The following is a 24,118-nucleotide window of genomic DNA, read 5'->3' on the forward strand; positions in this document are numbered from 1 at the left end:
AGGAAACATCATGGAACTGTATCTGGACACCGCTAACGTCGCAGAAGTCGAACGTCTGGCACGCATATTCCCGATTGCCGGAGTGACGACTAACCCGAGCATTATTGCTGCCAGCAAGGAGTCCATCTGGGATGTACTGCCGCGTCTGCAAAAAGCGATTGGTGATGAGGGCATTCTGTTTGCTCAGACTATGAGCCGCGACGCACAGGGCATGGTAGAAGAAGCGAAACGTCTGCGCGACGTTATTCCGGGAATTGTGGTGAAAATTCCGGTAACATCCGAAGGTCTGGCAGCAATTAAATTGCTGAAAAAAGAAGGCATTACCACGCTGGGAACCGCAGTCTACAGCGCCGCACAAGGGCTATTAGCCGCACTGGCTGGCGCAAAATACGTGGCCCCCTATGTAAACCGCGTGGACGCTCAGGGCGGAGACGGCATTCGTACCGTACAGGAGCTGCAAGCGTTACTGGAAATGCACGCGCCAGAAAGCATGGTGCTGGCAGCCAGCTTTAAAACACCGCGTCAGGCGCTGGATTGTTTGCTGGCAGGATGTGAATCCATCACACTGCCCTTAGATGTAGCGCAACAAATGCTTAACACCCCTGCGGTAGAGTCAGCTATAGAGAAGTTCGAGCACGACTGGAATGCCGCATTTGGCAATACTCATCTCTAAAGGAGCAATTATGGACCGCATTATTCAATCACCAGGTAAATACATCCAGGGCGCTGATGTAATTAATCGCCTGGGCGAATACCTGAAACCGCTGGCAGAACGTTGGTTAGTTGTTGGCGATAAATTTGTATTAGGTTTTGCTCAGGCAACCGTCGAGCAAAGCTTTAAAGATGCCGGGCTGGTTGTTGAAATCGCACCCTTTGGCGGTGAATGTTCGCAAAATGAAATCGATCGTCTACGTGGCATCGCAGAAACCGCACAGTGTGGTGCAATTCTCGGTATTGGCGGCGGTAAAACCCTCGATACCGCCAAAGCACTGGCACATTTCATGGGTGTTCCGGTAGCAATCGCTCCGACTATCGCCTCTACCGACGCACCGTGTAGTGCGCTGTCTGTTATCTACACCGATGATGGTGAGTTTGACCGCTATCTGCTGCTGCCGAACAACCCGGAACGCGTCATTGTGGATACCAAAATTGTTGCTGGCGCACCTGCACGTCTGTTAGCGGCGGGTATTGGCGATGCGTTGGCAACCTGGTTTGAAGCACGTGCCTGTTCCCGCAGCGGCGCAACCACGATGGCGGGCGGTAAATGTACTCAGGCAGCACTGGCTCTGGCTGAACTGTGCTACAACACCCTGCTGGAAGAAGGCGAAAAAGCGATGCTTGCCGCTGAACAGCATGTGGTGACTCCGGCGCTGGAACGTGTGATTGAAGCTAACACCTATTTGAGCGGCGTGGGCTTTGAAAGCGGCGGCCTGGCGGCGGCGCACGCGGTGCACAATGGCCTGACGGCCATTCCGGATGCGCATCACTATTATCACGGTGAAAAAGTGGCATTCGGTACGCTGACGCAACTGGTTCTGGAAAACGCACCAGTTGAGGAAATCGAAACCGTAGCTGCGCTGTGCCATGCTGTCGGTCTGCCAATTACCCTGGCACAACTGGATATTAAAGAAGATATCCCGGCGAAAATGCGGATTGTCGCAGAAGCATCTTGTGCAGAAGGTGAAACTATTCACAACATGCCTGGCGGCGCCACGCCAGATCAGGTTTACGCCGCACTGCTGGTAGCCGACCAGTATGGTCAGCGTTTCCTGCAAGAGTGGGAATAACCTACGCCAAACTCCCGGCTTGTCCGGGAGTTTGAACGCAAAATAGCCTGATGCGCTACGCTTATCAGGTCTACGTAATCTTTGCAATATATTGAATTTGCGTGATTTTGTAGGCCGAATAAGGCGTTCACGCCGCATCCGGCACTCTGTGCCAGTAAACTAAAACTCCCACGTTGTTCGGGAGTTTTTTATCCGCTTCTGGACATTTTCTCCACAGAACAATCGTTAGCCCGGAAGGTCGAATCTGTGACTCTTATTTTCACGGACGAAACAGATGAAAGCTTCACTGGCGTTGGTCAGCCTTCTAACGGCATTTACCAGCCACTCCTTAAAATCTCCCGCCGTTCCACCAACCGTGGTACAAATCCAGGCCAACACCAACCTTGCCATCGCAGACGGTGCCAGACAGCAAATTAGCAGCACGCTATTTTACGATCCGGCGTATGTGCAGCTTACCTATCCTGGCGGTGATGTCCCGCAGGAACGCGGCGTATGTTCTGATGTAGTGATCCGCGCATTACGCAGCCAGCAGGTAGATTTGCAGAAGCTGGTTCATGAAGATATGGCGAAGAATTTTGCCGAGTACCCGCAAAAATGGAAGTTAAAGCGCCCGGACAGCAACATCGATCACCGTCGGGTGCCTAATCTGGAAACCTGGTTTATCCGCCACGATAAAACACGCCCCACCAGCAAGAACCCCAGTGACTATCAAGCGGGCGATATTGTCTCCTGGCGATTAGATAACGGGCTGGCACATATTGGGGTGGTTTCAGATGGCTTCGCCCGCAACGGTACGCCACTGGTGATACATAACATTGGCGCAGGCGCGCAGGAAGAAGATGTGTTGTTTAGCTGGCAGATTGTCGGGCACTACCGCTATTTTGCTAAATAAGCGATAGCGCCCAGGGAAGACGCTCTTCAGATTTTTTTTACGCTGACGGCTTCTTTTTTCTTACGGCTTACCAGCGCCAGTGCCAGCACAATCAGCACAATACCGCTGCCTTCAACCGCGCCGGGGTTTTCACCAAGCAGCCACCAGGAAAAGAGTACGCCGCAAACAGGAACCGCCAGCGTGCTTAAGCTGGCAATACTGGCAGGTAAGTTTTTCAGTACAAATAGCCACAAACTCCAGGCCAGTGCCGTCGCCAGAATCGCACTGTAGGCCAGCGCCCAGAACACCGTGGGCTGCCAGTCAATTTCACGTTGCGGCACCAGCCAGGCGACCACACTCATCACCAGCGCCGCATAAAGCATCTGCCAGGATGTTAACGACAATAAATCCACGCGCGGATAGCGGGCATAAAGGCGTTTCGCAACAATCGCACTCGCCCCCCAACTGATGCCGGAGAGGATTGCCAGGATGGCGCTTTTCATCGAGGAGAAATCGAGTTGCCACGGCTGTAACACCAGCAATAATCCAACGGCGGCAATCAGAATAGCGAAATATTGCCCGCGTCGCAGGCGTTCACCAAGAAACAGCGCCGCGAGAATCACCACCCAGAACGGCATGGTATAGCTCAGGATTGCCACCTTCCCTGCTCCGCCGCTCACCAACGCCCATTGCGCCAGTCCCACCATCCCGCAGGTTTGTAACAGGGCAATAGCTAAAGTGTATTTAAACGGCGTCGGACGCATACCGCGACCACGTAATAAAAGGACGATGAATAAAACGAGAGCGCCAAAAATGCAGCGTAAAGCAGTAAAGTCGAAGGCACCGATGTAGCTGGTGACTTGCTTCATGAAAATCCAGCTATAACTCCAGATAAGTGTGAGCACAACCAGGCCACTGATTGCCAGTGGGTTGCTCTTTCCTGCGGCAGACATGAGAGATCCAGTGTGTAGTTTTCCTGTGGACACTATACGCTGGTAAAGAAACTTCAGCGACCGCCTGAAAGGCAGTCGCTGAAGGAGTTCAGATTACAGCAGGTCGAAACGGTCGAGGTTCATCACTTTCACCCATGCCGCCACGAAGTCTTTAACAAACTTCTCGTGGGCGTCGCTGCTGGCGTAAACTTCTGCCAGCGCACGCAGGACGGAGTTAGAACCAAATACCAGGTCCGCACGGCTGGCAGTGTATTTCACTTCACCCGTTTCACGGTCACGGCCTTCGAACAGCTCTTTCGATTCGTCGGTCGCTTTCCACTCGTAACGCATATCCAGCAAGTTCACAAAGAAGTCATTGCTCAATACGCCCACGCGGTCAGTAAAGACGCCGTTTTTGCTGCCATCGAAGTTGGCACCCAGTACGCGCATCCCGCCGACCAACACCGTCATTTCCGGTGCAGTCAGGGTCAATTGCTGTGCTTTATCGATCAACAGAGATTCAGTTGTAGCCTCACCCGCCGCAGCACGATAGTTACGGAAACCGTCGGCAACAGGTTTGAGCAGCTCAAACATCTCAATGTCAGTCTGATCCTGGCGCGCGTCTACACGGCCCGGTGTAAACGGAACATTAACGCTGATACCCGCCGCACTCGCCGCTTTTTCAACACCAACGACACCGGCAAGAACAATAATGTCGGCAAGCGACGCTGTATGGGAGGATTTGTAGATCCCTTCCAGCACCGGCAATGCACGTGCTGCTGCGGCATTAACTTCCCAGTCGCGCTGTGGAGCCAATGCCAGACGCGCACCATTCGCGCCGCCACGTTTATCCCCACCGCGGAAGGTGGAGGCGGAAGCCCAGGCAACAGAAACCAGCTCGCTCACGGAGAGGCCAGATTCAGCAATCGCCGCCTTAAGATTAAGGATATCTTCCTCGCTCGGGTTGAAGAACGCATGTGGCAGCGGATCTTGCCAGATCAGATCTTCTTTCGGCACTTCCGGTCCGATGTAGCGAGATTTCGGCCCCATATCCCTGTGCGTCAGTTTGAACCATGCACGGGCAAAGGCTTCGTTGAACGCTTGTGGATCATCGAGGAAGCGACGTGAAATCTTCTCAAACTCTGGATCAAAACGCAGAGTCAGGTCAGTGACCAACATCGTCGGCTTACGTTTCTTCGACGGATCGAACGGATCCGGGATAATTTCCGGTGCATCGACTGCTTCAAACTGGATGGCACCTGCCGGACTACGAGTCTGTACCCACTCATATTTGAACAGGTTTTCGAAGAAATAGTTGCTCCACTGAGTCGGCGTTTGCGTCCAGACCACTTCCAGGCCTGAAGTAATCGCATCGGCACCGACACCGGAACCAAAATCACTTTTCCAGCCTAAGCCCTGGTTTTCGATCGGTGCGGCTTCCGGATCAGGACCTACGTGCGTTGCCGGGCCTGCGCCGTGAGTTTTACCTAACGTATGACCACCTGCGATCAGCGCAACGGTTTCTTCGTCGTTCATTCCCATATTGCCAAATGTCGCGCGAATAGCTGCAGCCGCAGAAAGCGGTTCACCGCTGGCATTTGGTCCTTCCGGGTTAACGTAAATCAGCCCCATTTCGGTTGCTGCTAATGGCCGTTTTGCCAGCTCTTCCGGATTACGGTGGGCAAGCCAGGTTTTTTCATCACCCCAGTTTACGTCGAGATCCGGTTCCCAGACGTCTTCACGACCGGCACCAAAACCGAAAGTACGGAAGCCAGAATTTTCCAGCGCCACGTTACCCGCAAGGATAAACAGGTCGGCCCAGGAGATTTTCTGACCATATTTTTGTTTGATTGGCCACAACAGACGACGCGCTTTATCCAGGCTGACGTTATCCGGCCAGGAGTTGAGCGGTGCAAAACGTTGCTGACCACGCCCCGCGCCACCGCGACCATCGATTGAACGGTAAGTCCCCGCGCCGTGCCAGGCCATACGAATAAACAGACCCGCGTAGCTGCCCCAGTCTGCTGGCCACCACGGTTGGGACTCTGTCAGCAGCTCTTTCAGATCTTTTTTCAGGCCGTAGTAATCTAGCTTGCTAAATTCTTTGCGGTAGTCGAAGTCCTCACCCAGTGGGTTAGAACGGTTAGAATGTTGGTTTAACAGGTCAACACGGAGTTGTTTTGGCCACCAGTCATGAGTGGTTGTTCCCGCACCGGCGCTCTGGTCATGACCGCCATGATGGAACGGACATTTTCCGCTAGCTGTTGTGTTATGGATATCGTCAGACGTGCTCATCAATATGCTCCCTCTACAGTGTTACCCTTAAGATACACAGCGTTAGAGAGAAGTTATAATTGAATTAATCCACGGATGCGATAGTTGGGATCTTACATATCATTAGTTAAAGAGATGTAGATCAAAATGATCTTAAATAAGCCTTTTTGATTATGTCCGATTACGGATAAATACTTTATACAAAGAGGCTTTATCGCTGTTTTCTCCCTGTTCCTTTAAGGAATAAAGGAGAAAAAGCGAGTCAATAGTTTTGCTGGTCTGCCCCCTCGCTTCGAGGAGGCATTTTGTGCTTTGTTTTAATTTTGTGATCACTGTGTGATTTTCACCGAAACAAAAACACTTATAAACCCGGTCTAACACCCAGCGTATGGCAAATCGCGTAACTCATTTCAGCACGGTTCAGAGTATAGAAGTGGAAATCTTTTACCCCTTCACGGCTTAAAATTTTCACCATATCCATCGCGATATTTGCACCCACCAGTTTACGGGTTTCGGCGTCGTCATCCAGGCCGTCAAACATTTGTGCCATCCACGCCGGAATGCGCACGTTAGTCATGTCGGCAAATTTCTTCGCCTGTTTAAAGTTAGAGACCGGCAAAATGCCCGGAATAATTTCCACATCAATCCCCGCAGAGACACAACGGTCGCGAAAGCGCAGGTAGCTTTCGACATCAAAGAAGAATTGAGTGATAGCGCGGTTGGCTCCAGCATCCACTTTGCGTCTCAGGTTGAGTAAATCCGCCTGGGCGCTTTTCGCTTCCGGGTGAACTTCCGGATACGCCGCTACTGAAATATCGAAATCCGCGACTTCTTTTAACAGCTCCACCAGGTCAGAAGCATACATTTCCGGCTTACCGCTTCCCGACGGCAGGTCACCACGCAGCGCCACGATATGGCGAATACCGTTATTCCAGTAGTCACGGGCGATGGTGCGCAGCTCGTCGGGAGTCGCATCAATGCAGGTAAGATGCGGTGCAGCTTCCAGACCAGTACGCTCTTTAATACCTTTAATAATACTGTGCGTGCGGTCGCGCTCGCCGGAGTTCGCACCATAGGTCACCGAAACAAATTTTGGTTTCAGGCTGCTAAGACGATCGATGGAGTTCCACAGGGTCTGCTCCATTTCACTGGTACGCGGCGGGAAAAACTCGAACGAAACGTTAATCTGCCCCTGGACTTCTGCCAGACTCTGATTCAGGGCATCCCGCTGGCTGGCGTGAAAAAAGCTCATACCTTACCTCATCAATCGCTTGTAGTTATATGTTGTGTTGTGAACATCTATCCGTTTAGACGTCCAGATGTAAAGATGAAGGAAAAGCGGAGGAGCGTCAACCGAAAAATGACCAATGATGGTGAGGAAAAATCAGGAAAGATGAGAAAAATTCAGGATGGTAAGGAAAAGAAAATCCGGAATGCAAGGCAGACCGGATTACAGATGCAGGCTGACAACGTACTTATTGCTTCTTGCCGGATGTAGCGCAAACGCTTCATCCGGCCTATAACCAAATGATAAATCAATATATTTAGTTAGAAACCATAGACACGAAAACATGTGTACCAGGCATTATTAGATTCCTGAAATTACAACAACTGCGCCAGGCGGTTAATATCCGACTGAATCGCCCCGGCGGTGACGTCGCGCCCAGCGCCTGGCCCACGGATCACCAGCGGGTTATCGCGATACCAGCGGCTTTCGATGGCAAAGACGTTATCGCACGGCAGCAGTGATGCCAGCGGATGGTCTTCACGCACCGCTTCTACACCAACACGCGCTTTGCCATTGGCATCGAAACGCGCCACGTAGCGCAGCACCAGCCCCATTTCGCGGGCGGCTTCCAGTCGTTGCACCATCTGCTCATTCAGTTCATCGCCGTTTTCAAAGAAGTGGTCGATGCTGCCGCCTTCACAATGTGCTGGCACCAGCGACTCCACGCGCACCTGGTCCGGTTCAATGTTGTAACCCGCTTCACGCGCCAGAATCACCAGTTTGCGCATCACGTCTTTACCGGAAAGGTCATCACGCGGGTCAGGCTCGGTTAAGCCCTGTTGCCACGCCTGATCCACCAGTTCGGTAAACGGCACGCTGCCGTCGAATTGCAGGAACAGCCAGGAGAGCGTGCCGGAGAAGATCCCGCTGATCGACAAAATAGTGTCGCCGCTGTCGATCAGATCGCGCACAGTGTGGTTGATCGGCAAGCCCGCGCCGACGGTGGCGTTATACAACCAGTGACGTCCGGTCTTTTCGAAAGCGTCGTGGATCTGGCGATATTTGTTGCTGTCGCTGGCTCCCGCCAGTTTGTTGGCGCTGATAACGTGGAAACCGTGACTGGCGAAATCGAGATACTGGTCAGCAAGCTGCTGACTGGCGGTAACGTCCAGCACCACTAAATCATCATACGGATGGGCGCGCATCCACAGGAACAGCGACTCTTCATCCTGCTCGACGGCTTCATCATTGAAGAAGGCTAACGCGCGGCTGGCGTCCAGGCCATCATAGCTCAACAGGCTGCGGCGGCTGTCCACCACGCCTGCCAGCACAAACTCAAATCCGGTACGCGCCGAGAGCGTACTTTGCTCACGAGAGAACAGTTCCAGCCAACGCGAACCGATATTGCCCTTACCGAACAGGACCAGGCCGATGCGTTTTTCCGCGCGGAAGACGGACTGATGCAGTCCCTGAATAAGGCTTTCGGTCGGGCCGGTGCGTAGTACTGCCACCAGACTGATACCGTCATCCGACTGCCAGGTAAATTCGACCGGCTGACCTTTCAGTTGCTGCCAGAAACGGTGGCAATGCAGTGGGTTACGGGTGACACCTGCGCCTACCATCGCTACCAACGCCAGCCCCTGACGCAGACGCAGTTCGCCTGGCAATCCTGCTTCATCGAGAATTTTCAGGGCGCTATCAGCCACTTCGGAGGTGTAGCAAAATTGCAGCAACTGGCGATCGTTATGCACGCCAACTGCCAGCGGACGCACCTGAGCACGTTTCAAAATCTGGTCGATTTCTTTATGTGCCAGTTTGAAATCCTGGCGGGTTGGCACCTGAAACTCAATCAAACAGACATCGTCGTGGCTGGTGACAATTCGCGCACCAGTGCCGGAAGCCAGTACACGTTCAATACGCGTAGAACCTTGATCCGGCGTATAGCTACAGCGCAGTTGCAGGTCGATTTCGCTACCAGAAACGGGCTGTAAGGTACGGGCGTGGAGAACAGGGGCTGCCAGACGCGCCAGTTCGCTGGCTTCATCAAGACGCAGCAATGGCAGCAGACAGGCATCTTTCACTTTGCGCGGGTCGGCGCTGTATACCCCGGCGACATCGCTCCAGATAGTTACGCGGGAAACACCCGCCAGCGCACCGATTTGGGTGGCGGAATAGTCGGAACCGTTACGCCCCAGCAGTACCGTTTCACCGGCGTTGTTACGGCTGATAAACCCGGTCACAACCAGACGTTTGCCCGGATGCTGCACCAGCAATTGTTGCAGCAACGGATAAGACAGGCCTTCATCAACCTGCGGTTGTGCGGCGCGTTCAGCGCGTAAAAATTCACGGGCATCGAGCCAGGCCGCAGGCAGTCCTTGTTGGTTAAGCACCGCGGACATCAAACGCGCCGACCATACTTCACCGTGGCCTACCACTTCCGCATATACTGCGTCGGTGATACCGCTGTCGAGCTGCGCCGCCAGACGTTCCAGATCGCTGACAAAGGCGCTGATGAGGCTATCGGCTTCTTCGGCGGGTAACAGGCCGCTAATCAGATCGCACTGATAACGACGTAGCGTTTGTTGAACCTGATGCGCAGAGAGACGATCGGTCTGGCTTAGTTTCAACCAGTTAATCAACTGGTTAGTGGTGCTACCCGCGGCGGAAACCACCATCATATCGTCGGGCTGAGAGTACTCTGCCATAATGCCCGCAACACGCAAATAACACTTCACATCAGCCAGACTACTGCCACCAAATTTATGCAGTTGACGACCTTTCGCCCCTGCCTGCGCAATCACACTCATTTTTACCCCTTGTTTGCAGCCCGGAAGCCATTTTCCAGGTCGGCAATTAAATCTTCGCCATCTTCAATACCGGTGGAGATACGCAACAGCGTCTCGGAGATCCTGGCGGCAGCACGCGCTTCTGGTGCCATGCCTGCGTGTGTCATGGTTGCGGCGTGAGAGATTAAACTTTCCACTCCCCCTAATGATTCCGCCAGCGTCAATAACGACAGCCCGCCCAGGAAGCGACGCAGCATCTGCTCATCACCATCCAGTTCAAAACTCAACATTGCGCCAAAGCCTTTTTGCTGACGCACGGCAATTTCATGCCCCTGATTTTCCGGCAGCGACGGGTGATAAAGTTTTTTCACCAGCGGTTGGGTTTGCAGATATTTCACAATCGCCTGCGCGTTGCGCTGAGCCAGGTCCATACGCGGAACCAGAGTTCGCAGACCACGCAGCAACAAATAACTGTCAAACGCACCACCCGTCACGCCAATATTGTTTGCCCACCAGGCCAGTTCGGTGACCACATCCGGATCTTTAGCAATCACCACGCCAGCCACTACGTCAGAGTGGCCATTCAGATATTTCGTACATGAATGCAACACCAGATCGGCACCCAATGCCAGCGGATTTTGTAATGCCGGGCTTAAGAAGGTGTTATCCACCACGCTCACCGCCCCAACTTCCCTTGCCAGATGGCAGATTTTCGCAATATCCACGACGCGTAACAATGGATTACTGGGGCTTTCTACCAACACCAGTTTGGGCTTTTCTGCCAGTGCCGCTTGTAATGCCTGCTCATCACCTTGATCAACAAACAGCACGCGATAACAACCACGTTTCGCCAGACTGTCGAACAGACGATAGCTGCCGCCGTAACAATCGTGCGGCGCAACCAACAGATCGCCCGGCTTCAAAAAGACGGTAGTCACCAGATGGATGGCTGACATGCCGGTATTAGTAAGCACCGCGCCAGCGCCACCTTCCAGTTCTGCCAGCGCACGCTGCACGACATCGCGCGTCGGGTTGCCGCGACGCGAGTAATCATGCGCACGCGGTTCATTAAATCCGGTAAAATTATAGGTGCTGGAAAGATGGATCGGTGGGACAACGCAACCATACTGTTCGTCGTCATTTAACCCGCTACGCACTGCGATGGTGGCCTGTTTACGCGTCATGTGATGAAGTTCCCTGGGCTGAGTCGGTGAAAAGACAGGCACCAGAGTAAACATTGTGTTAATGGACGTCAATACATCTGGACATCTAAACTTCTTTGCGTATAGATTGAGCAAATCAGAAATTGCCGTTAAAATTACATGCATTATCACGCTGACAGGCGCATTACACGATGTCACGGTAGCGCCTGTACGGTAAACTATGCGGGTTTATGACCAGTAACCTTATTAATTGTACGGTCTGGTCTCAATTTATTGACGAAGAGGATTAAGTATCTCATGGCTGAATGGAGCGGCGAATATATCAGCCCATACGCTGAGCACGGCAAGAAGAGTGAACAAGTCAAAAAGATTACGGTTTCCATTCCTCTTAAGGTGTTAAAAATCCTCACCGATGAGCGCACGCGTCGTCAGGTGAATAACCTGCGTCACGCTACCAACAGCGAACTGCTGTGTGAAGCGTTTCTGCATGCCTTTACCGGGCAACCGCTGCCGGATGATGCCGATCTGCGTAAAGAGCGCAGCGACGAAATCCCGGAAGCGGCAAAAGAGATCATGCGTGAGATGGGGATTAACCCGGAGACGTGGGAATACTAAAGCGGAAAAGAGCGGCGTGGGGAGTGCTGCCAAAGGCAAAATCGCCTGATGCGCTACGCTTATCAGGCCTACGTCATATTGCAATCTATTGAATTTGCACGAACTTGTAGGCCGGATAAGGCGTTCACGCCGCATCCGGCATAAACAACAAGCACGTTGTCAGCGGCTCAGATCTAACCCACCGCCTTTTTATACATGGACGTTTAACGATGAAAATCAGGCTACTCATCCCCAGCCTGCTGGTTTCTGCGCCAGCCTTTGCCTGGCAGCCACAAACCGGCGACATCATCTTTCAGATCTCTCGCTCATCGCAAAGTAAAGCGATCCAACTGGCGACCCATTCCGATTACAGCCATACCGGTATGCTGGTGATACGCAATAAAAAGCCCTACGTCTTTGAAGCCGTCGGCCCGGTGAAATACACCCCGCTGAAGCAGTGGATCGCCCACGGTGAAAAGGGCAAATACATTGTGCGCCGTGTTGAAGGCGGGCTGAATACCGAACAACAGCAAAAACTGGCGCAAGCGACAAAACGTTATCTTGGTAAACCGTATGACTTCAGCTTCTCGTGGAGCGACGATCGCCAGTATTGTTCAGAAGTGGTGTGGAAGGTGTATCAGAACGCGCTGGGAATGAGCGTGGGCGAGCAGCAAAAACTGAAAGAGTTCGATCTTAGCAACCCGCTGGTCCAGGCGAAGCTCAAAGAACGCTACGGCAAAAATATCCCGCTTGAAGAAACGGTGGTTTCACCACAGGCCGTTTTCGATGCGCCACAACTCACTACCGTCGCTAAAGAATGGCCGCTGTTTTCCTGGTAATGGGCCAATCACCTCGTGACTGGCCCCCAAAATCTAATTTTTATTGGTCTGAAGCTCTTGCGAAAACGCAGCCACGTCATTTTGACGCTGTCGTTCCATAGCGACCGCGCCAAAGTGCGTTAGCGTACAGAAAATAATGCAACAGATAACACCAGCAAGCAGAAGATAAAAACCGCCATCCCAACCTACCTGATCGACCATAACACCAAACAAACTTGTACCAAGCGTTGCGCCAAGAATATAACTCATAAAACCACGCAAACCGACTGCGGAACCCACGGCAAAACTGGGGACAATTTCCATTGTCTGCACAGAAGCCAGGAACTGCGGAACATAGATAAGGCAGCCTACGCAAGCAGCAAAAATGGTAATAGAGAGCAGAGAGTCGCTTTTCCAGTAGCCCAGCAGGCAGAAGAAAATCAATACCATACTGATAATCGCGGGTGGCATACGGCGACCATGAAATAATTTATCACTCAACCAGCCAGCAAATAACGTCGTTGGAATAGCCGCCCATTCAAAAATTAAAAATGCCGTGCTCATTTCAGTCTTCGTAAAATGTTTCACGCTTAACAGGTAAATGGGCAACCAACTGATAATTCCGAAACGCACCATATAGACAAAAACATCAACGAAAGAGACGAACCATGCATTCTTGTTTTTTAGCACATAGGTACAAAAAATTTGCCAGGCAGTCATATCTTCTGGCGCACGATCATCTTTTGCTTTAATGCTGACGTCGTCCGGAACAATTTCGCTTAATGGTGGTAAACCTTCACTTACGGGAGAACCTTTACCTGTCATCAGCACGACTATAGCAATGACAACTGATACAATCGCTGGAACAACATACGTTGCTATTTTCCAGTGTTCAGTACCCAATACGGCAAATGCACCACCAACAATCGGAGCAACAATACCGCCCCCCACATTGTGCGAAATATTCCAGACCGCACCGACGATGCCCCGTTCTTTACGAGGGAACCAGTTGGCTATTGTAATAAACGAAGGGCCAACGCCCATCCCTTGAAAGAGGCCATTCAGAATGACAAGTCCCGCAAACATCCAAAAAGCAAAACTAAAACCAAGCGCCACGTTAACGAGGGCGCAAAGAACTAAACCCACAGCCATATAGACTTTAGGATTAGCTTTGTCTGCCAGGCTACTCATTACCCCTTTACTAATACCATAGGCGATTAGCATACAACTGCTAAGTAGCCCTATTTGAGTCGCAGACAGATTAAGATCTTGTTTTAAATAAGGTGTGGAGAGAACAAAGTTATTCCTGACAATATAATACGAAAGATAACCGATAAACACGCTAAATAGCGCCTGCATACGATAACGATTATAGGTATTCTTTATTTCACTTTCAGGAACCTTATGTGTTGCCACTTGAGGTTTCAATAGAGAAAGCATACATCACCTTCCAGTTCATAGAGTTATTTTAAACAGCAATGCTAGTTGCTACTCTCTGATGAGTATTTCAAAAGCCCTTGCTTCATTGGTTTTGAAGATAGTGAAGCAAGAGAGTTTAAGTTACAATACAAGGCAAATGAGTCAAAATTGACTCAAAAATACAAATATCATGTTCCATTTCTTTCCCATTTTCACATCCCAAAATAGAATTCGGCTCTTATTTAAGTCTTAACGGGTTACAACAGCCCCAATATAAAAATAATTCCTTTTATTAATTTTTTCAGTTTTTGATGTCAGTCACATATTTTGTATCTATACACGTGATCATTGAAGATACTTGATTTTACCCTATCGGAGGATCATGCTGCGCAACATGAAAGTTTTCATCACCGCTCAACAACAAGGAGGACTTAAACATTTTCATGATATCCTTCATGACAAGCACATTTGCGCTCGAATTAAAGCCATTCTTCCGGCGCATGAAGACTGGCGCAAAGAAACAATAGAATCCGGTCATAACCTGAATCCGATAGCGCAAGTGTGGAAATTAATTACCGAGCATACCCATAACAACCGCTATTTCCGCAAGATACACGTGTTCAGAGGTGCAATATTGATCTTTTTTTAACAAACGCTTCCGGATATAGTGACGCTGGCTACATCCAAATTAATGATAATTTCCGATACTGACACAAGTGTCTTGCTGTTCATTGAGTATATTAGCGAACGGATAATGATATGAATTACAGCGTAAGAGTTTTTCTCTCGTTAATAGGATTTTTGACATGATTCGTATTATACAACGAACACTAATCTGTTGGCTTTTATGCGTCAACGTCACCTCAGCACAAGAGCTGGTGATTGCTACAACGCTTTCTTCGGAAGCGACAGAGCACATTATCAGTCAATGGCAAAAGCAACCCCTGGCAACCCAAATCCGAACACTCAACCGAACCAGTGCATCCATTGAGCGCCTGCTTGAAAATCCATTGGGTGAAAATATTGATCTGGTATTGAGTTCATCCCCCATGTTGCTACAGCGATTACAAAGTAAAAACCTGCTCCAGCCATTTAATAATCAGATAGAAACAAGCAGAAAGTTAGTCCCCGACTCTATTCGGTCAACCACCGTTGCAGTTGCAGTATCGGGCTATGGCATCCTGATCAATGTAGCGCATCTGGAAGATAAAAATGAGCCAGTACCTACTTCATGGAAGGAATTAAGCAGGTCACGTTATCAAGGAACCTTATTAATGAGTAGCCCTTCGCGTTCAGATACCACTCATCTGATGATTGAAGATCTCCTGCAACAACAAGGATGGAATAACGGCTGGAGCACACTACTGAAAATAGGCGGCAATCTCGCGACCATTTCATCACGTAGTTTCGGTGTAGCAAATAAGATCAGCACAGGGTTGGGAGACGCTGGTCCGATAATCGACAATTACGCTAACGTACTGCTTAATAATTCAACCTTACGTTTCAGTTATTTCCCAAACTCTCGCGCAGCACCTATGTTTATTGCTATCACAAACGGCAGTGAACATTCACAGGAGGCGGGTCGTTTTATTAATTTCTTATTGAGCCCGGAAGGACAACAAGCATTGAGCGATTCTGACTCAGGAAAGTATCCGGTATACCCACTGCCCTCCGGCACTCCTCTCGCGGAGCAACAACTACGATTATTTTCCTCCCCTTCCCTTGATTATCCGTTGATTATGCAACGCCAAAAGCTCGTGCAATTGTTATTTGATAATGCGATTACTTTTCGCCTTACCGAACTTCAAAACACCTGGAAATCATTATATGCCGCAGAACATCGGCTTAAGCGTAAATTGCCAGATGTGCGCGCATTATTAACAGCCGTTCCTGTTACCCCACAACAGGCTATTAATTCCATGTATCTGCAGCAATTCGAACTGCAATCAGGCTTTCGTGAAGCTCAGATCATGGCATGGCAGCAGTTTTTCCTGCATCAACAGCAATTAGTGAACATGCAACTCGAGTCATTAAAGTGAAACAACTACATACTATAGGGACGAGCTTACGCCTCGCCTTTGTTTTTAGTGCCGTTCTTACGCTATTCGTTAGCGTAGTTAGCCTCTATTCGTGGTATGAACAAAATTCTCAGGTTCGCTACGCGCTTGATGATTATTTCCCGCGGATTCAGGCTTCATTTCTTTTTGAAGAAAACCTTACCGCATTGGTAAATGAATTCAATGAGCTACAACAGACAACCAATACCGTTAATCGTCTTCAGGTGAGGGAACAAATTGAACAACGGCTACAAAAAATTAAGGCCATTAATCCCCATCTTGATTCAGTACATCAAAATGCGCTTAACCAACAGGTTGCCAGTAGTCACAGATTGCTTAGCAAGCTCGATAGCGCGGTGAATAACAACAATCAAGAAAAAGGAAAACTCGACGTTATATCCTCAAGAGTTAACTGGTTACATGATGATTTCAATAATGAGCTTAACTCTCTGACTCAGGATTTAAGTTGGCAACAATCGTCGTTGCTCAATCAACTCAGCCAACGAAAAGATCTGCACGAAAATCAGGATTTGCAAAATGCTCAACAAACTATTCAAAAAGAATTACAACTTGTTTTCGAACTTTCACATATAGAAACCCAGATCGTCAGCACACTGAAGGAGATGCTTAACACACATAGTGGAGATATAGATTCGTTAAAACAACATATTCAATACCTGAATTTTTTGAAGCACAGCATTGACGAAAATGTGAGATCGTTATCGTCTTATTCCAGTACCATCACATTACATCAGACGGTTTATTCCTTGTGGGAGCTTGGTACTCAACAAAATTATCTACCCGGAACCCTCGCTGCCTGGCAGCAAGCTCAACAGACCCTCATGAGTACTATCGGGGATAAAGAGCGTGTATTTACGCAAATACGCAACCAATTAGAAACTCAATTAGGAAATAGCCATCAACAACTACAAACATTCAATCTACGATTGGAAAAAATAATGCAAATCAGCGGGCTACTGATTTTGTCGGCTATGGTTACCGCCTTGCTGTTCGTCATTCTGGTAAATTACCTCTACATTCGTCCCAGAATGATCCGCCGATTTCAGTTACTGAATGATGCCGTCGTCAAGTTAAGTAATGGTGAACTCGATGCTGATATCCCTGTCTCCGGCAACGATGAACTTGGGAGAATTGCCAACCTGCTCCGCCAGACCATTGAACAAATTAATCAACAACAACGTCAACTGGAGCAGGAAATATGCGATCGAATAGCGACTGAAAAAAACCTTCGTACTGCACAAAGTGAATTGATCCAAACCGCAAAACTGGCCGTAGTCGGGCAGACAATGACAACACTGGCACATGAAATTAATCAACCACTTAATGCATTATCTATGTATCTGTTCAGTGCCAACCGCGCTTTAGAACAACAAGACGTTGGTTTGGTAAAAAATTATATCGTCACTATGCGATCGCTGGTCGAACGCATGGATAACATCGTTAAACGACTGCGCAACTTCGCCCGCCGTCGTGATAGTGAATTAGCTGGCGGCGCAATCAATTTACAGCAGGTAATTTATTCATCCTGGGAACTTCTGGCATTGAAACATCGACCACTGAAAGCCTCTCTTCACTACCCGGATCATTTCCCTGCTGTGTATGGCGATGATGTTTTAATTCAACAAGTTTTAGTTAATTTATTTACCAATGCCCTGGAAGCCTGTCTGGAAGAACCGCCCACAATAACCATTAACTTTGAAGAAGAAGCCACCACTGTAACGCTATATATTGCTGACAATGGAAAAGGCTGGCCTGTGCTTCTGGCTGATCGACTATTAACACCTTTTACCACTGACAAAGCTGTAGGTTTGGGTATTGGCCTTTCGATTAGTCATTCTATTATGCGTCAGTGCCAGGGAGAGTTACATATCGCGTCTACTCTCGACCACCATGCGCTGGTTATTCTACGTTTCAGGAAGCTTTAAGCATGACAGACACTCACCCAACAATACTGTTAATTGATGACGATAATGATGTTCTGCAAGCCTACAGCGCTCTCTTACAGCAAGAGGGTTATGTAGTATGTACCTGTAGCAACCCTTCAGAGGCCCTACAATTGCTGCAAAATACCTGGGAAGGCATCGTTGTGTGCGACGTTTGCATGCCAGATATTTCAGGCATTACGCTGCTGGAAAAAATAACGCTGATCGACCCTAATCTTCCTATTCTGATGATCACCGGTCATGGCGATGTTCCTATGGCCGTTGAAGCGGTAAAAAAGGGAGCGTGGGATTTCCTGCAAAAACCGGTCAATCCGGAACAATTTCTATCACTTATCGAAAAAGCACTGGCAGAGCGTGAAGCTTATCTGGAACAAAAAAAATGGCGACACACTCAGTTTAATCGACACTTAATCGGTAACAGCGGCTGGATCCGCCAGACACGCCAACAACTTGAAACACTGGCAGAAACCGATCTTCCCGTCTGTTTTTACGGCGAACCGGGTACAGGGAGAACATTAGCTGCTCATTATCTTCATCAATTTAGTTCTCGCAAAGAAAGACCTTTAATTGAACGCACACTCAGCGCTAATAGTCAGCAACCGTTGGAAGAATGGGTGAAAGAGGCAGAAGGTGGCACGCTGTTATTAAAAGAACTTGAACATTTAACACAAGAAAATCAGCGTCTCTTGATTCAACTCCAGGAACGCCCACAGGATCGATCGTTTCGTCTGATGGTTGTTAATCAAAGCCCTCTGGCTGAACTGGCCGCCGCACAGAAAATCATTCCCGCATTGTATTTTCTTTTTTCACTCACCCACATTGAATGCCCACCACTAAGCCAACGACCGGGGGATATTGAACCTATTTTTCACCATTATCTGACACTCACCTGTAAACGATTAAATCGCCAACAGCCGTTGCTGGGAAAAACGTTTTATAAACGGCTGATGGCGCGTGCCTGGCCGGGTAATATCATTGAATTGGTGAATGCGGCAGAACTGGTTGCAGTAGGTGTTTTAATGCTGGACGATTCGGTCAATTTGCAGATGATGGAGACTGATCCAGCACCGCTGGATGAACGAGTAGAAAGTTATGAAAGACAAATAATTATTGATGCTCTCAACTTCCACCAGGGTCGTATAAACGACGTTGCAGATTACTTTCAGATACCCAGAAAAAAGCTGTATTTGCGCATGAAAAAATACGGTATCGATAAAATGGATTTTCGCGATGAAAGAAAAGATAAAAAAACACAAACTCAATGAGTTATGTTGCTGATGAAAGTTTTCAGGCACAAAAAAAGCGCCGTGCGGCGCTTTTTTCGGAAATCCGGTCTTATTTGCTGCCTGGGATGCTGAAACGCTTGTTGAAGCGATCAACACGGCCACCGGTAGCAACATCACGCTGTTTGCCAGTGAAGAACGGGTGGCACTTGCTGCACACGTCGAGGTTCAGGTCATGACCAACGGTGGAGCGGATTTTCATTACGTTACCGCAAGAGCAGCTAGCAGTAATTTCTTCGTATTTCGGGTGAATATCTTTTTTCATGGGAAAACCTCGGTTTAAGGCCGCGTCGCTCTTCCAGCCCTAACGCCAGACACCACGCGATGTTTAAAGTATAGTTTCAATACGATCATTTCGTATCAAAGGCGCCGAATCATACAGAAATTAACCAGCGTATGCAAACTGATCCGCACTCCTCTACGGCAATGTGTATACTGTTCCACCGAATTTCAAGTCAGGATGATGCTATGCCCGTTGCCCACGTTGCCTTGCCCGTTCCGCTCCCTCGTACCTTTGACTATCTGCTGCCTGAAGGCATGACGGTTAAAGCCGGGTGTCGCGTGCGCGTGCCGTTTGGCAAACAGCAAGAACGCATCGGGATTGTGGTGTCGGTTAGCGACGTCAGCGAGTTGCCACTCAACGAACTGAAAGCGGTGGGAGAAGTGCTGGACAGTGAGCCGGTGTTTACTCACTCCGTCTGGCGATTACTGCTATGGGCGGCGGATTACTATCATCATCCGATTGGCGATGTGTTATTTCATGCCTTGCCGATTTTACTGCGCCAGGGGCGACCTGCGGCGAACACGCCAATGTGGTACTGGTTTGCCACCGAGCAGGGCCAGGCGGTGGATATCAACAGCCTGAAACGTTCGCCAAAACAGCAGCAAGCGCTGGCAGCATTGCGGCAAGGGAAAATCTGGCGCGACCAGGTCGCCACTCTCGAATTTAATGATGCCGCACTACAGGCGCTGCGCAAAAAAGGTTTGTGTGAACTGGCAAGCGAAACGCCAGAATTTAGCGACTGGCGAACGGGCTATGCCGTTTCTGGCGAACGTCTGCGGCTGAATACTGAACAAGCCACCGCCGTTGGCGCAATTCATAGCGCGGCCGATTCTTTTTCTGCCTGGCTGCTGGCGGGCGTCACCGGTTCCGGTAAAACGGAAGTCTATTTAAGCGTGCTGGAAAACGTTCTCAGCCAGGGCAAGCAGGCTCTGGTAATGGTGCCGGAAATCGGCCTGACACCGCAAACTATCGCCCGTTTTCGTGAACGATTTAACGCCCCCGTGGAAGTTCTGCATTCTGGTCTGAACGACAGCGAACGCCTTTCGGCGTGGCTGAAAGCGAAAAATGGCGAAGCAGCGATTGTGATTGGTACGCGTTCCGCACTGTTTACGCCATTTAAAAATCTCGGCGTGATTGTCATCGACGAAGAGCATGACAGTTCCTACAAGCAGCAGGAAGGCTGGCGCTATCATGCCCGCGACCTGGCGGTATATCGCGCGCACAGCGAGCAAATCCCGATCATTCTCGGTTCGGCAACGCCTGCATTGGAAACGCTATGCAACGTGCAACAGAAAAAATATCGCCTGCTGCGCCTGACACGTCGGGCGGGTAATGCGCGTCCGGCAATTCAACACGTGCTGGATTTAAAAGGTCAGAAGGTGCAGGCGGGGCTGGCTCCAGCGTTAATCAGTCGTATGCGCCAGCATTTACAGGCCGACAACCAGGTTATTCTCTTTCTTAATCGCCGTGGTTTTGCGCCTGCGCTGCTGTGCCACGACTGCGGCTGGATTGCCGAATGCCCACGTTGTGATCACTACTACACGCTGCATCAGGCACAGCAACATCTGCGCTGCCACCATTGCGATAGCCAGCGCCCGGTGCCGCGCCAGTGTCCGTCCTGCGGCTCTACGCACCTGATGCCGGTGGGGCTGGGCACTGAGCAGCTTGAACAGACGCTTGCGCCGATGTTCCCTGGTGTAGCCATTTCACGTATCGACCGCGACACCACCAGCCGTAAAGGCGCGCTGGAGCAGCAACTGGCGGAAGTGCATCGCGGTGGCGCGAGGATTTTGATTGGTACGCAAATGCTGGCGAAAGGTCACCACTTTCCGGATGTCACGCTTGTGGCGTTACTGGACGTCGATGGCGCGCTATTTTCTGCCGATTTTCGCTCAGCAGAACGTTTTGCCCAGCTTTACACTCAGGTCGCTGGTCGTGCGGGGCGTGCAGGTAAACAGGGTGAGGTGGTGCTGCAAACACACCATCCGGAACATCCTCTGTTGCAAACGTTGCTCTATAAAGGCTACGACGCCTTTGCCGAACAGGCGCTGGCCGAACGGCGAATGATGCAACTGCCACCGTGGACCAGCCATGTGATTGTGCGCGCAGAAGATCATAATAATCAGCACGCACCTCTGTTCCTGCAGCAGTTGCGCAATCTGATCCTCTCCAGTCCGCTGGCGGATGACAAACTGTGGGTTCTCGGCCCGGTTCCGGCACTGGCACCCAAACGAGGCGGTCGCTGGCGCTGGCAGATCTTGTTGCAACACCCTTCCCGCGTGCGCTTGCAGCACATCATTAATGGCACTCTGGCGCTTATCAACACAATACCGGATTCACGAAAAGTGAAATGGGTGCTGGATGTCGATCCCATTGAAGGCTAAACCGCTCACGATGCGAGGCGGATCGAAAAATTAAATATTCATCACACTTTTCATGAAAATTCTGTAACCGTTTTCACGCACTATCTGCTAAAAATGTTGCCGATATGAAGTAAACATGGATGTAGTACGCCTGACGTGCCAGGCGAGGAGTGAGTGTGAAAGCGAAGAAGAAGCAGGAAACTGCCGCAACCATGAAAGACGTTGCCCTGAAAGCAAAAGTCTCTACAGCGACCGTTTCCCGAGCATTGATGAATCCCGATAAAGTCTCCCTGGCCACTCGTAATCGGGTTGAAAAAGCCGCTCGGGAAGTGGGTTATTTACCACAGCCAATGGGACGTAACGTTAAGCGTAATGAGTCCCGTACAGTTCTGGTAATTGTCCCGGATATCTGTGATCCCTTCTTTAGCGAAATTATTCGCGGTATCGAAATTACGGCGGCAAGTCACGGATATCTGGTGCTGATTGGCGACTGCGCACATCAAAATCAGCAGGAAAAAACCTTTATCGATTTAATCATCACCAAGCAAATTGATGGCATGTTGCTGCTGGGTTCAAGGCTGCCGTTTGATGCCAGCATAGAGGAGCAACGTAATCTGCCGCCTATGGTGATGGCGAACGAATTTGCGCCGGAGCTGGAGCTGCCGACGGTTCATATCGACAACCTGACCGCGGCATTCGATGCGGTAAATTACCTGTATGAACAGGGACATAAACGGATTGGCTGTATTGCTGGTCCAGAAGAGATGCCGCTGTGTCACTATCGCCTGCAAGGCTACGTTCAGGCGCTGCGTCGCTGCGGAATTATGGTTGATCCGCAATATATCGCCCGAGGCGATTTCACCTTCGAAGCCGGAAGTAAGGCCATGCAACAGTTGCTCGACCTTCCGCAGCCGCCTACTGCCGTCTTCTGTCATAGCGATGTGATGGCGCTCGGCGCACTTTCACAGGCCAAACGTCAGGGGCTGAAAATCCCTGACGACCTTTCCATCATCGGTTTTGATAACATCGACCTGACGCAATTCTGTGATCCGCCGCTGACAACCATTGCGCAGCCGCGTTACGAAATCGGTCGGGAAGCTATGCTGTTATTGCTTGATCAAATGCAAGGGCAAACGGTCGGCAGTGGCTCACGTTTAATGGACTGCGAGCTTATTATCCGGGGATCGACGCGCACATTGACTTAAAGTAAACCTTTAAGACTTCCGTGACTGGTCAAAGGCCCGCCGCTTAAGTAACATGGCGGGCTGACGAACGAATAAATACAGCGAAACGATAGTGGCACAACGAGATTATGTACGCCGCAGCCAACCGGCACCTTCGCGGCGAAAAAAGAGCACCTCACGGAAAAAGCAACGAAATCTGCCTGCGGTTTCTCCCGCAATGGTCGCTATTGCTGCCGCCGTTCTTGTGACCTTTATCGGTGGTCTGTACTTCATTACGCATCACAAGAAAGAAGAGTCCGAGACGCTGCAAAGCCAGAAAGTGACCGGAAATGGACTACCTCCGAAACCAGAAGAACGCTGGCGTTACATAAAAGAGCTGGAAAGTCGCCAGCCTGGTGTGCGTGCGCCAACAGAACCTTCTGCCGGTGGTGAAGTGAAAACGCCGGAACAACTGACACCGGAACAGCGCCAGCTTCTTGAGCAAATGCAGGCCGATATGCGCCAGCAGCCAACGCAGCTAATTGAAGTTCCGTGGAATGAGCAGACGCCGGAACAGCGCCAGCAAACGCTACAACGCCAGCGTCAGGCGCAGCAGTTAGCAGAACAGCAACGTCTGGCCCAGCAGCCACGTGCGACAGAACAAAGCTGGCAGCAACAGACACGTACTGCGCAAGCCGCGCCAGTACAGTCTCAGCCGCGGCAGTCTAAACCTGCGTCCACTCAGCAACCGTACCAGGATCTGCTGCAAACGCCTGCGCATACTGCTGCACAGCCGAAACCACAGCAGGCTGCGCCCGTTGCTCGTGCCGCAGACGCGCCAAAACCGACGGCAGAGAAAAAAGATGAACGCCGCTGGATGGTACAGTGCGGTTCGTTCAGAGGCGCGGAACAGGCAGAGACGGTGCGTGCTCAACTGGCGTTCGAAGGTTTTGACTCGAAAATTACCACCAACAATGGCTGGAATCGTGTGGTCATTGGCCCGGTGAAAGGCAAAGAAAACGCAGACAACACCCTCAATCGTTTGAAGATGGCGGGTCACACAAACTGTATTCGGCTCGCCACCGGGGGTTGAAACCCTCAAAATATCCCCCATCTATAATTGCATTATGCCC

General features: G+C 50.2%; 19 protein-coding genes. 12 read left to right on the forward strand and 7 right to left on the reverse strand.

The genetic code is table 11. The features are described 5' to 3' along the window. Positions 1 to 10: 10 nt before the first annotated feature. The 3 genes from fsa (at position 11) to A31E_RS04880 (ending at position 2,679) form a co-directional block, all read left to right on the forward strand. Entirely contained in the window at positions 11 to 673 is a 663-nt protein-coding gene (gene fsa, locus A31E_RS04890; protein ID WP_000424828.1) for a fructose-6-phosphate aldolase, read from the forward strand. A 10-nt stretch (positions 674 to 683) separates the two neighbouring features. Beyond that, positions 684 to 1,787, forward strand: coding sequence for a bifunctional L-1,2-propanediol dehydrogenase/glycerol dehydrogenase (gene gldA / locus A31E_RS04885; RefSeq protein WP_000373979.1), 1,104 nt, complete (start codon positions 684 to 686; stop codon positions 1,785 to 1,787). Positions 1,788 to 2,061: 274 nt separating this feature from the next. Beyond that, positions 2,062 to 2,679, forward strand: coding sequence for a DUF1287 domain-containing protein (locus A31E_RS04880; protein WP_000647904.1), 618 nt, complete (start codon positions 2,062 to 2,064; stop codon positions 2,677 to 2,679). Between the two features lie 26 nt (positions 2,680 to 2,705). Here the strand turns inward: A31E_RS04880 and yijE are convergent, their stop codons facing one another. The 5 genes from yijE to metB form a co-directional block, all read right to left on the reverse strand. After that, positions 2,706 to 3,611, reverse strand: a complete 906-nt coding sequence (gene yijE, locus A31E_RS04875; protein WP_001271260.1) for a cystine transporter YijE — start codon at positions 3,609 to 3,611, stop codon at positions 2,706 to 2,708. A gap of 93 nt (positions 3,612 to 3,704) precedes the next feature. Further along, positions 3,705 to 5,885, reverse strand: coding sequence for a catalase/peroxidase HPI (gene katG / locus A31E_RS04870; RefSeq protein WP_000107702.1), 2,181 nt, complete (start codon positions 5,883 to 5,885; stop codon positions 3,705 to 3,707). Positions 5,886 to 6,225: 340 nt separating this feature from the next. Beyond that, on the reverse strand, positions 6,226 to 7,116 hold the full coding sequence (gene metF / locus A31E_RS04865) for a methylenetetrahydrofolate reductase (RefSeq protein ID WP_000007531.1): 891 nt from the start codon (positions 7,114 to 7,116) through the stop codon (positions 6,226 to 6,228). Between the two features lie 350 nt (positions 7,117 to 7,466). After that, positions 7,467 to 9,899, reverse strand: coding sequence for a bifunctional aspartate kinase/homoserine dehydrogenase II (gene metL, locus A31E_RS04860; protein ID WP_000110800.1), 2,433 nt, complete (start codon positions 9,897 to 9,899; stop codon positions 7,467 to 7,469). A 2-nt stretch (positions 9,900 to 9,901) separates the two neighbouring features. Further along, a complete protein-coding gene (gene metB, locus A31E_RS04855; protein ID WP_016249368.1) occupies positions 9,902 to 11,062 on the reverse strand; it encodes a cystathionine gamma-synthase in 1,161 nt (386 codons plus the stop codon). Positions 11,063 to 11,338: 276 nt separating this feature from the next. Between metB and metJ the strand changes: the two genes are divergently transcribed. Further along, positions 11,339 to 11,656, forward strand: a complete 318-nt coding sequence (gene metJ / locus A31E_RS04850; RefSeq protein ID WP_000852812.1) for a met regulon transcriptional regulator MetJ — start codon at positions 11,339 to 11,341, stop codon at positions 11,654 to 11,656. Between the two features lie 209 nt (positions 11,657 to 11,865). Continuing rightward, positions 11,866 to 12,474, forward strand: a complete 609-nt coding sequence (locus A31E_RS04845; protein ID WP_016249369.1) for a YiiX family permuted papain-like enzyme — start codon at positions 11,866 to 11,868, stop codon at positions 12,472 to 12,474. Between the two features lie 33 nt (positions 12,475 to 12,507). On the opposite strand, the gene pgtP is transcribed toward A31E_RS04845, so the two are convergent. Further along, entirely contained in the window at positions 12,508 to 13,893 is a 1,386-nt protein-coding gene (pgtP, locus tag A31E_RS04840) for a phosphoglycerate transporter PgtP (protein ID WP_000949936.1), read from the reverse strand. A 373-nt stretch (positions 13,894 to 14,266) separates the two neighbouring features. On the opposite strand from pgtP, the gene A31E_RS04835 reads away from it, so the two are divergent. The 4 genes from A31E_RS04835 to pgtA all read left to right on the forward strand — a co-directional run bounded on the left by A31E_RS04835 (position 14,267) and on the right by pgtA (position 19,158). Continuing rightward, a complete protein-coding gene (locus A31E_RS04835) occupies positions 14,267 to 14,521 on the forward strand; it encodes a hypothetical protein (protein ID WP_232015671.1) in 255 nt (84 codons plus the stop codon). Positions 14,522 to 14,678: 157 nt separating this feature from the next. Beyond that, entirely contained in the window at positions 14,679 to 15,911 is a 1,233-nt protein-coding gene (locus tag A31E_RS04830; protein WP_010376577.1) for an ABC transporter substrate-binding protein, read from the forward strand. Next, positions 15,848 to 17,875 (forward strand): ATP-binding protein, encoded by a 2,028-nt coding sequence (locus tag A31E_RS04825; protein ID WP_194314693.1) that lies wholly within the window; start codon positions 15,848 to 15,850, stop codon positions 17,873 to 17,875. Before A31E_RS04830 ends, A31E_RS04825 begins: the two co-directional genes overlap by 64 nt. Before the next feature lie 2 nt (positions 17,876 to 17,877). After that, complete coding sequence (gene pgtA / locus A31E_RS04820) at positions 17,878 to 19,158, forward strand: two-component system response regulator PgtA (protein ID WP_000132598.1); 1,281 nt, start codon at positions 17,878 to 17,880, stop codon at positions 19,156 to 19,158. A 70-nt stretch (positions 19,159 to 19,228) separates the two neighbouring features. Here the strand turns inward: pgtA and rpmE are convergent, their stop codons facing one another. Continuing rightward, complete coding sequence (gene rpmE / locus A31E_RS04815; protein ID WP_000710770.1) at positions 19,229 to 19,441, reverse strand: 50S ribosomal protein L31; 213 nt, start codon at positions 19,439 to 19,441, stop codon at positions 19,229 to 19,231. 203 nt (positions 19,442 to 19,644) lie between these two features. On the opposite strand from rpmE, the gene priA reads away from it, so the two are divergent. The 3 genes from priA (at position 19,645) to ftsN (ending at position 24,078) form a co-directional block, all read left to right on the forward strand. Next, entirely contained in the window at positions 19,645 to 21,843 is a 2,199-nt protein-coding gene (gene priA, locus A31E_RS04810; protein ID WP_001517517.1) for a primosomal protein N', read from the forward strand. Between the two features lie 191 nt (positions 21,844 to 22,034). Then, positions 22,035 to 23,027 (forward strand): DNA-binding transcriptional regulator CytR, encoded by a 993-nt coding sequence (cytR, locus tag A31E_RS04805; protein WP_194245949.1) that lies wholly within the window; start codon positions 22,035 to 22,037, stop codon positions 23,025 to 23,027. Positions 23,028 to 23,118: 91 nt separating this feature from the next. Next, a complete protein-coding gene (ftsN, locus tag A31E_RS04800; RefSeq protein ID WP_000068823.1) occupies positions 23,119 to 24,078 on the forward strand; it encodes a cell division protein FtsN in 960 nt (319 codons plus the stop codon). Positions 24,079 to 24,118 lie beyond the last annotated feature (40 nt).

This window comes from Escherichia sp. KTE159, from assembly GCF_000408805.1.
Lineage (GTDB): Bacteria > Pseudomonadota > Gammaproteobacteria > Enterobacterales > Enterobacteriaceae > Escherichia > Escherichia marmotae.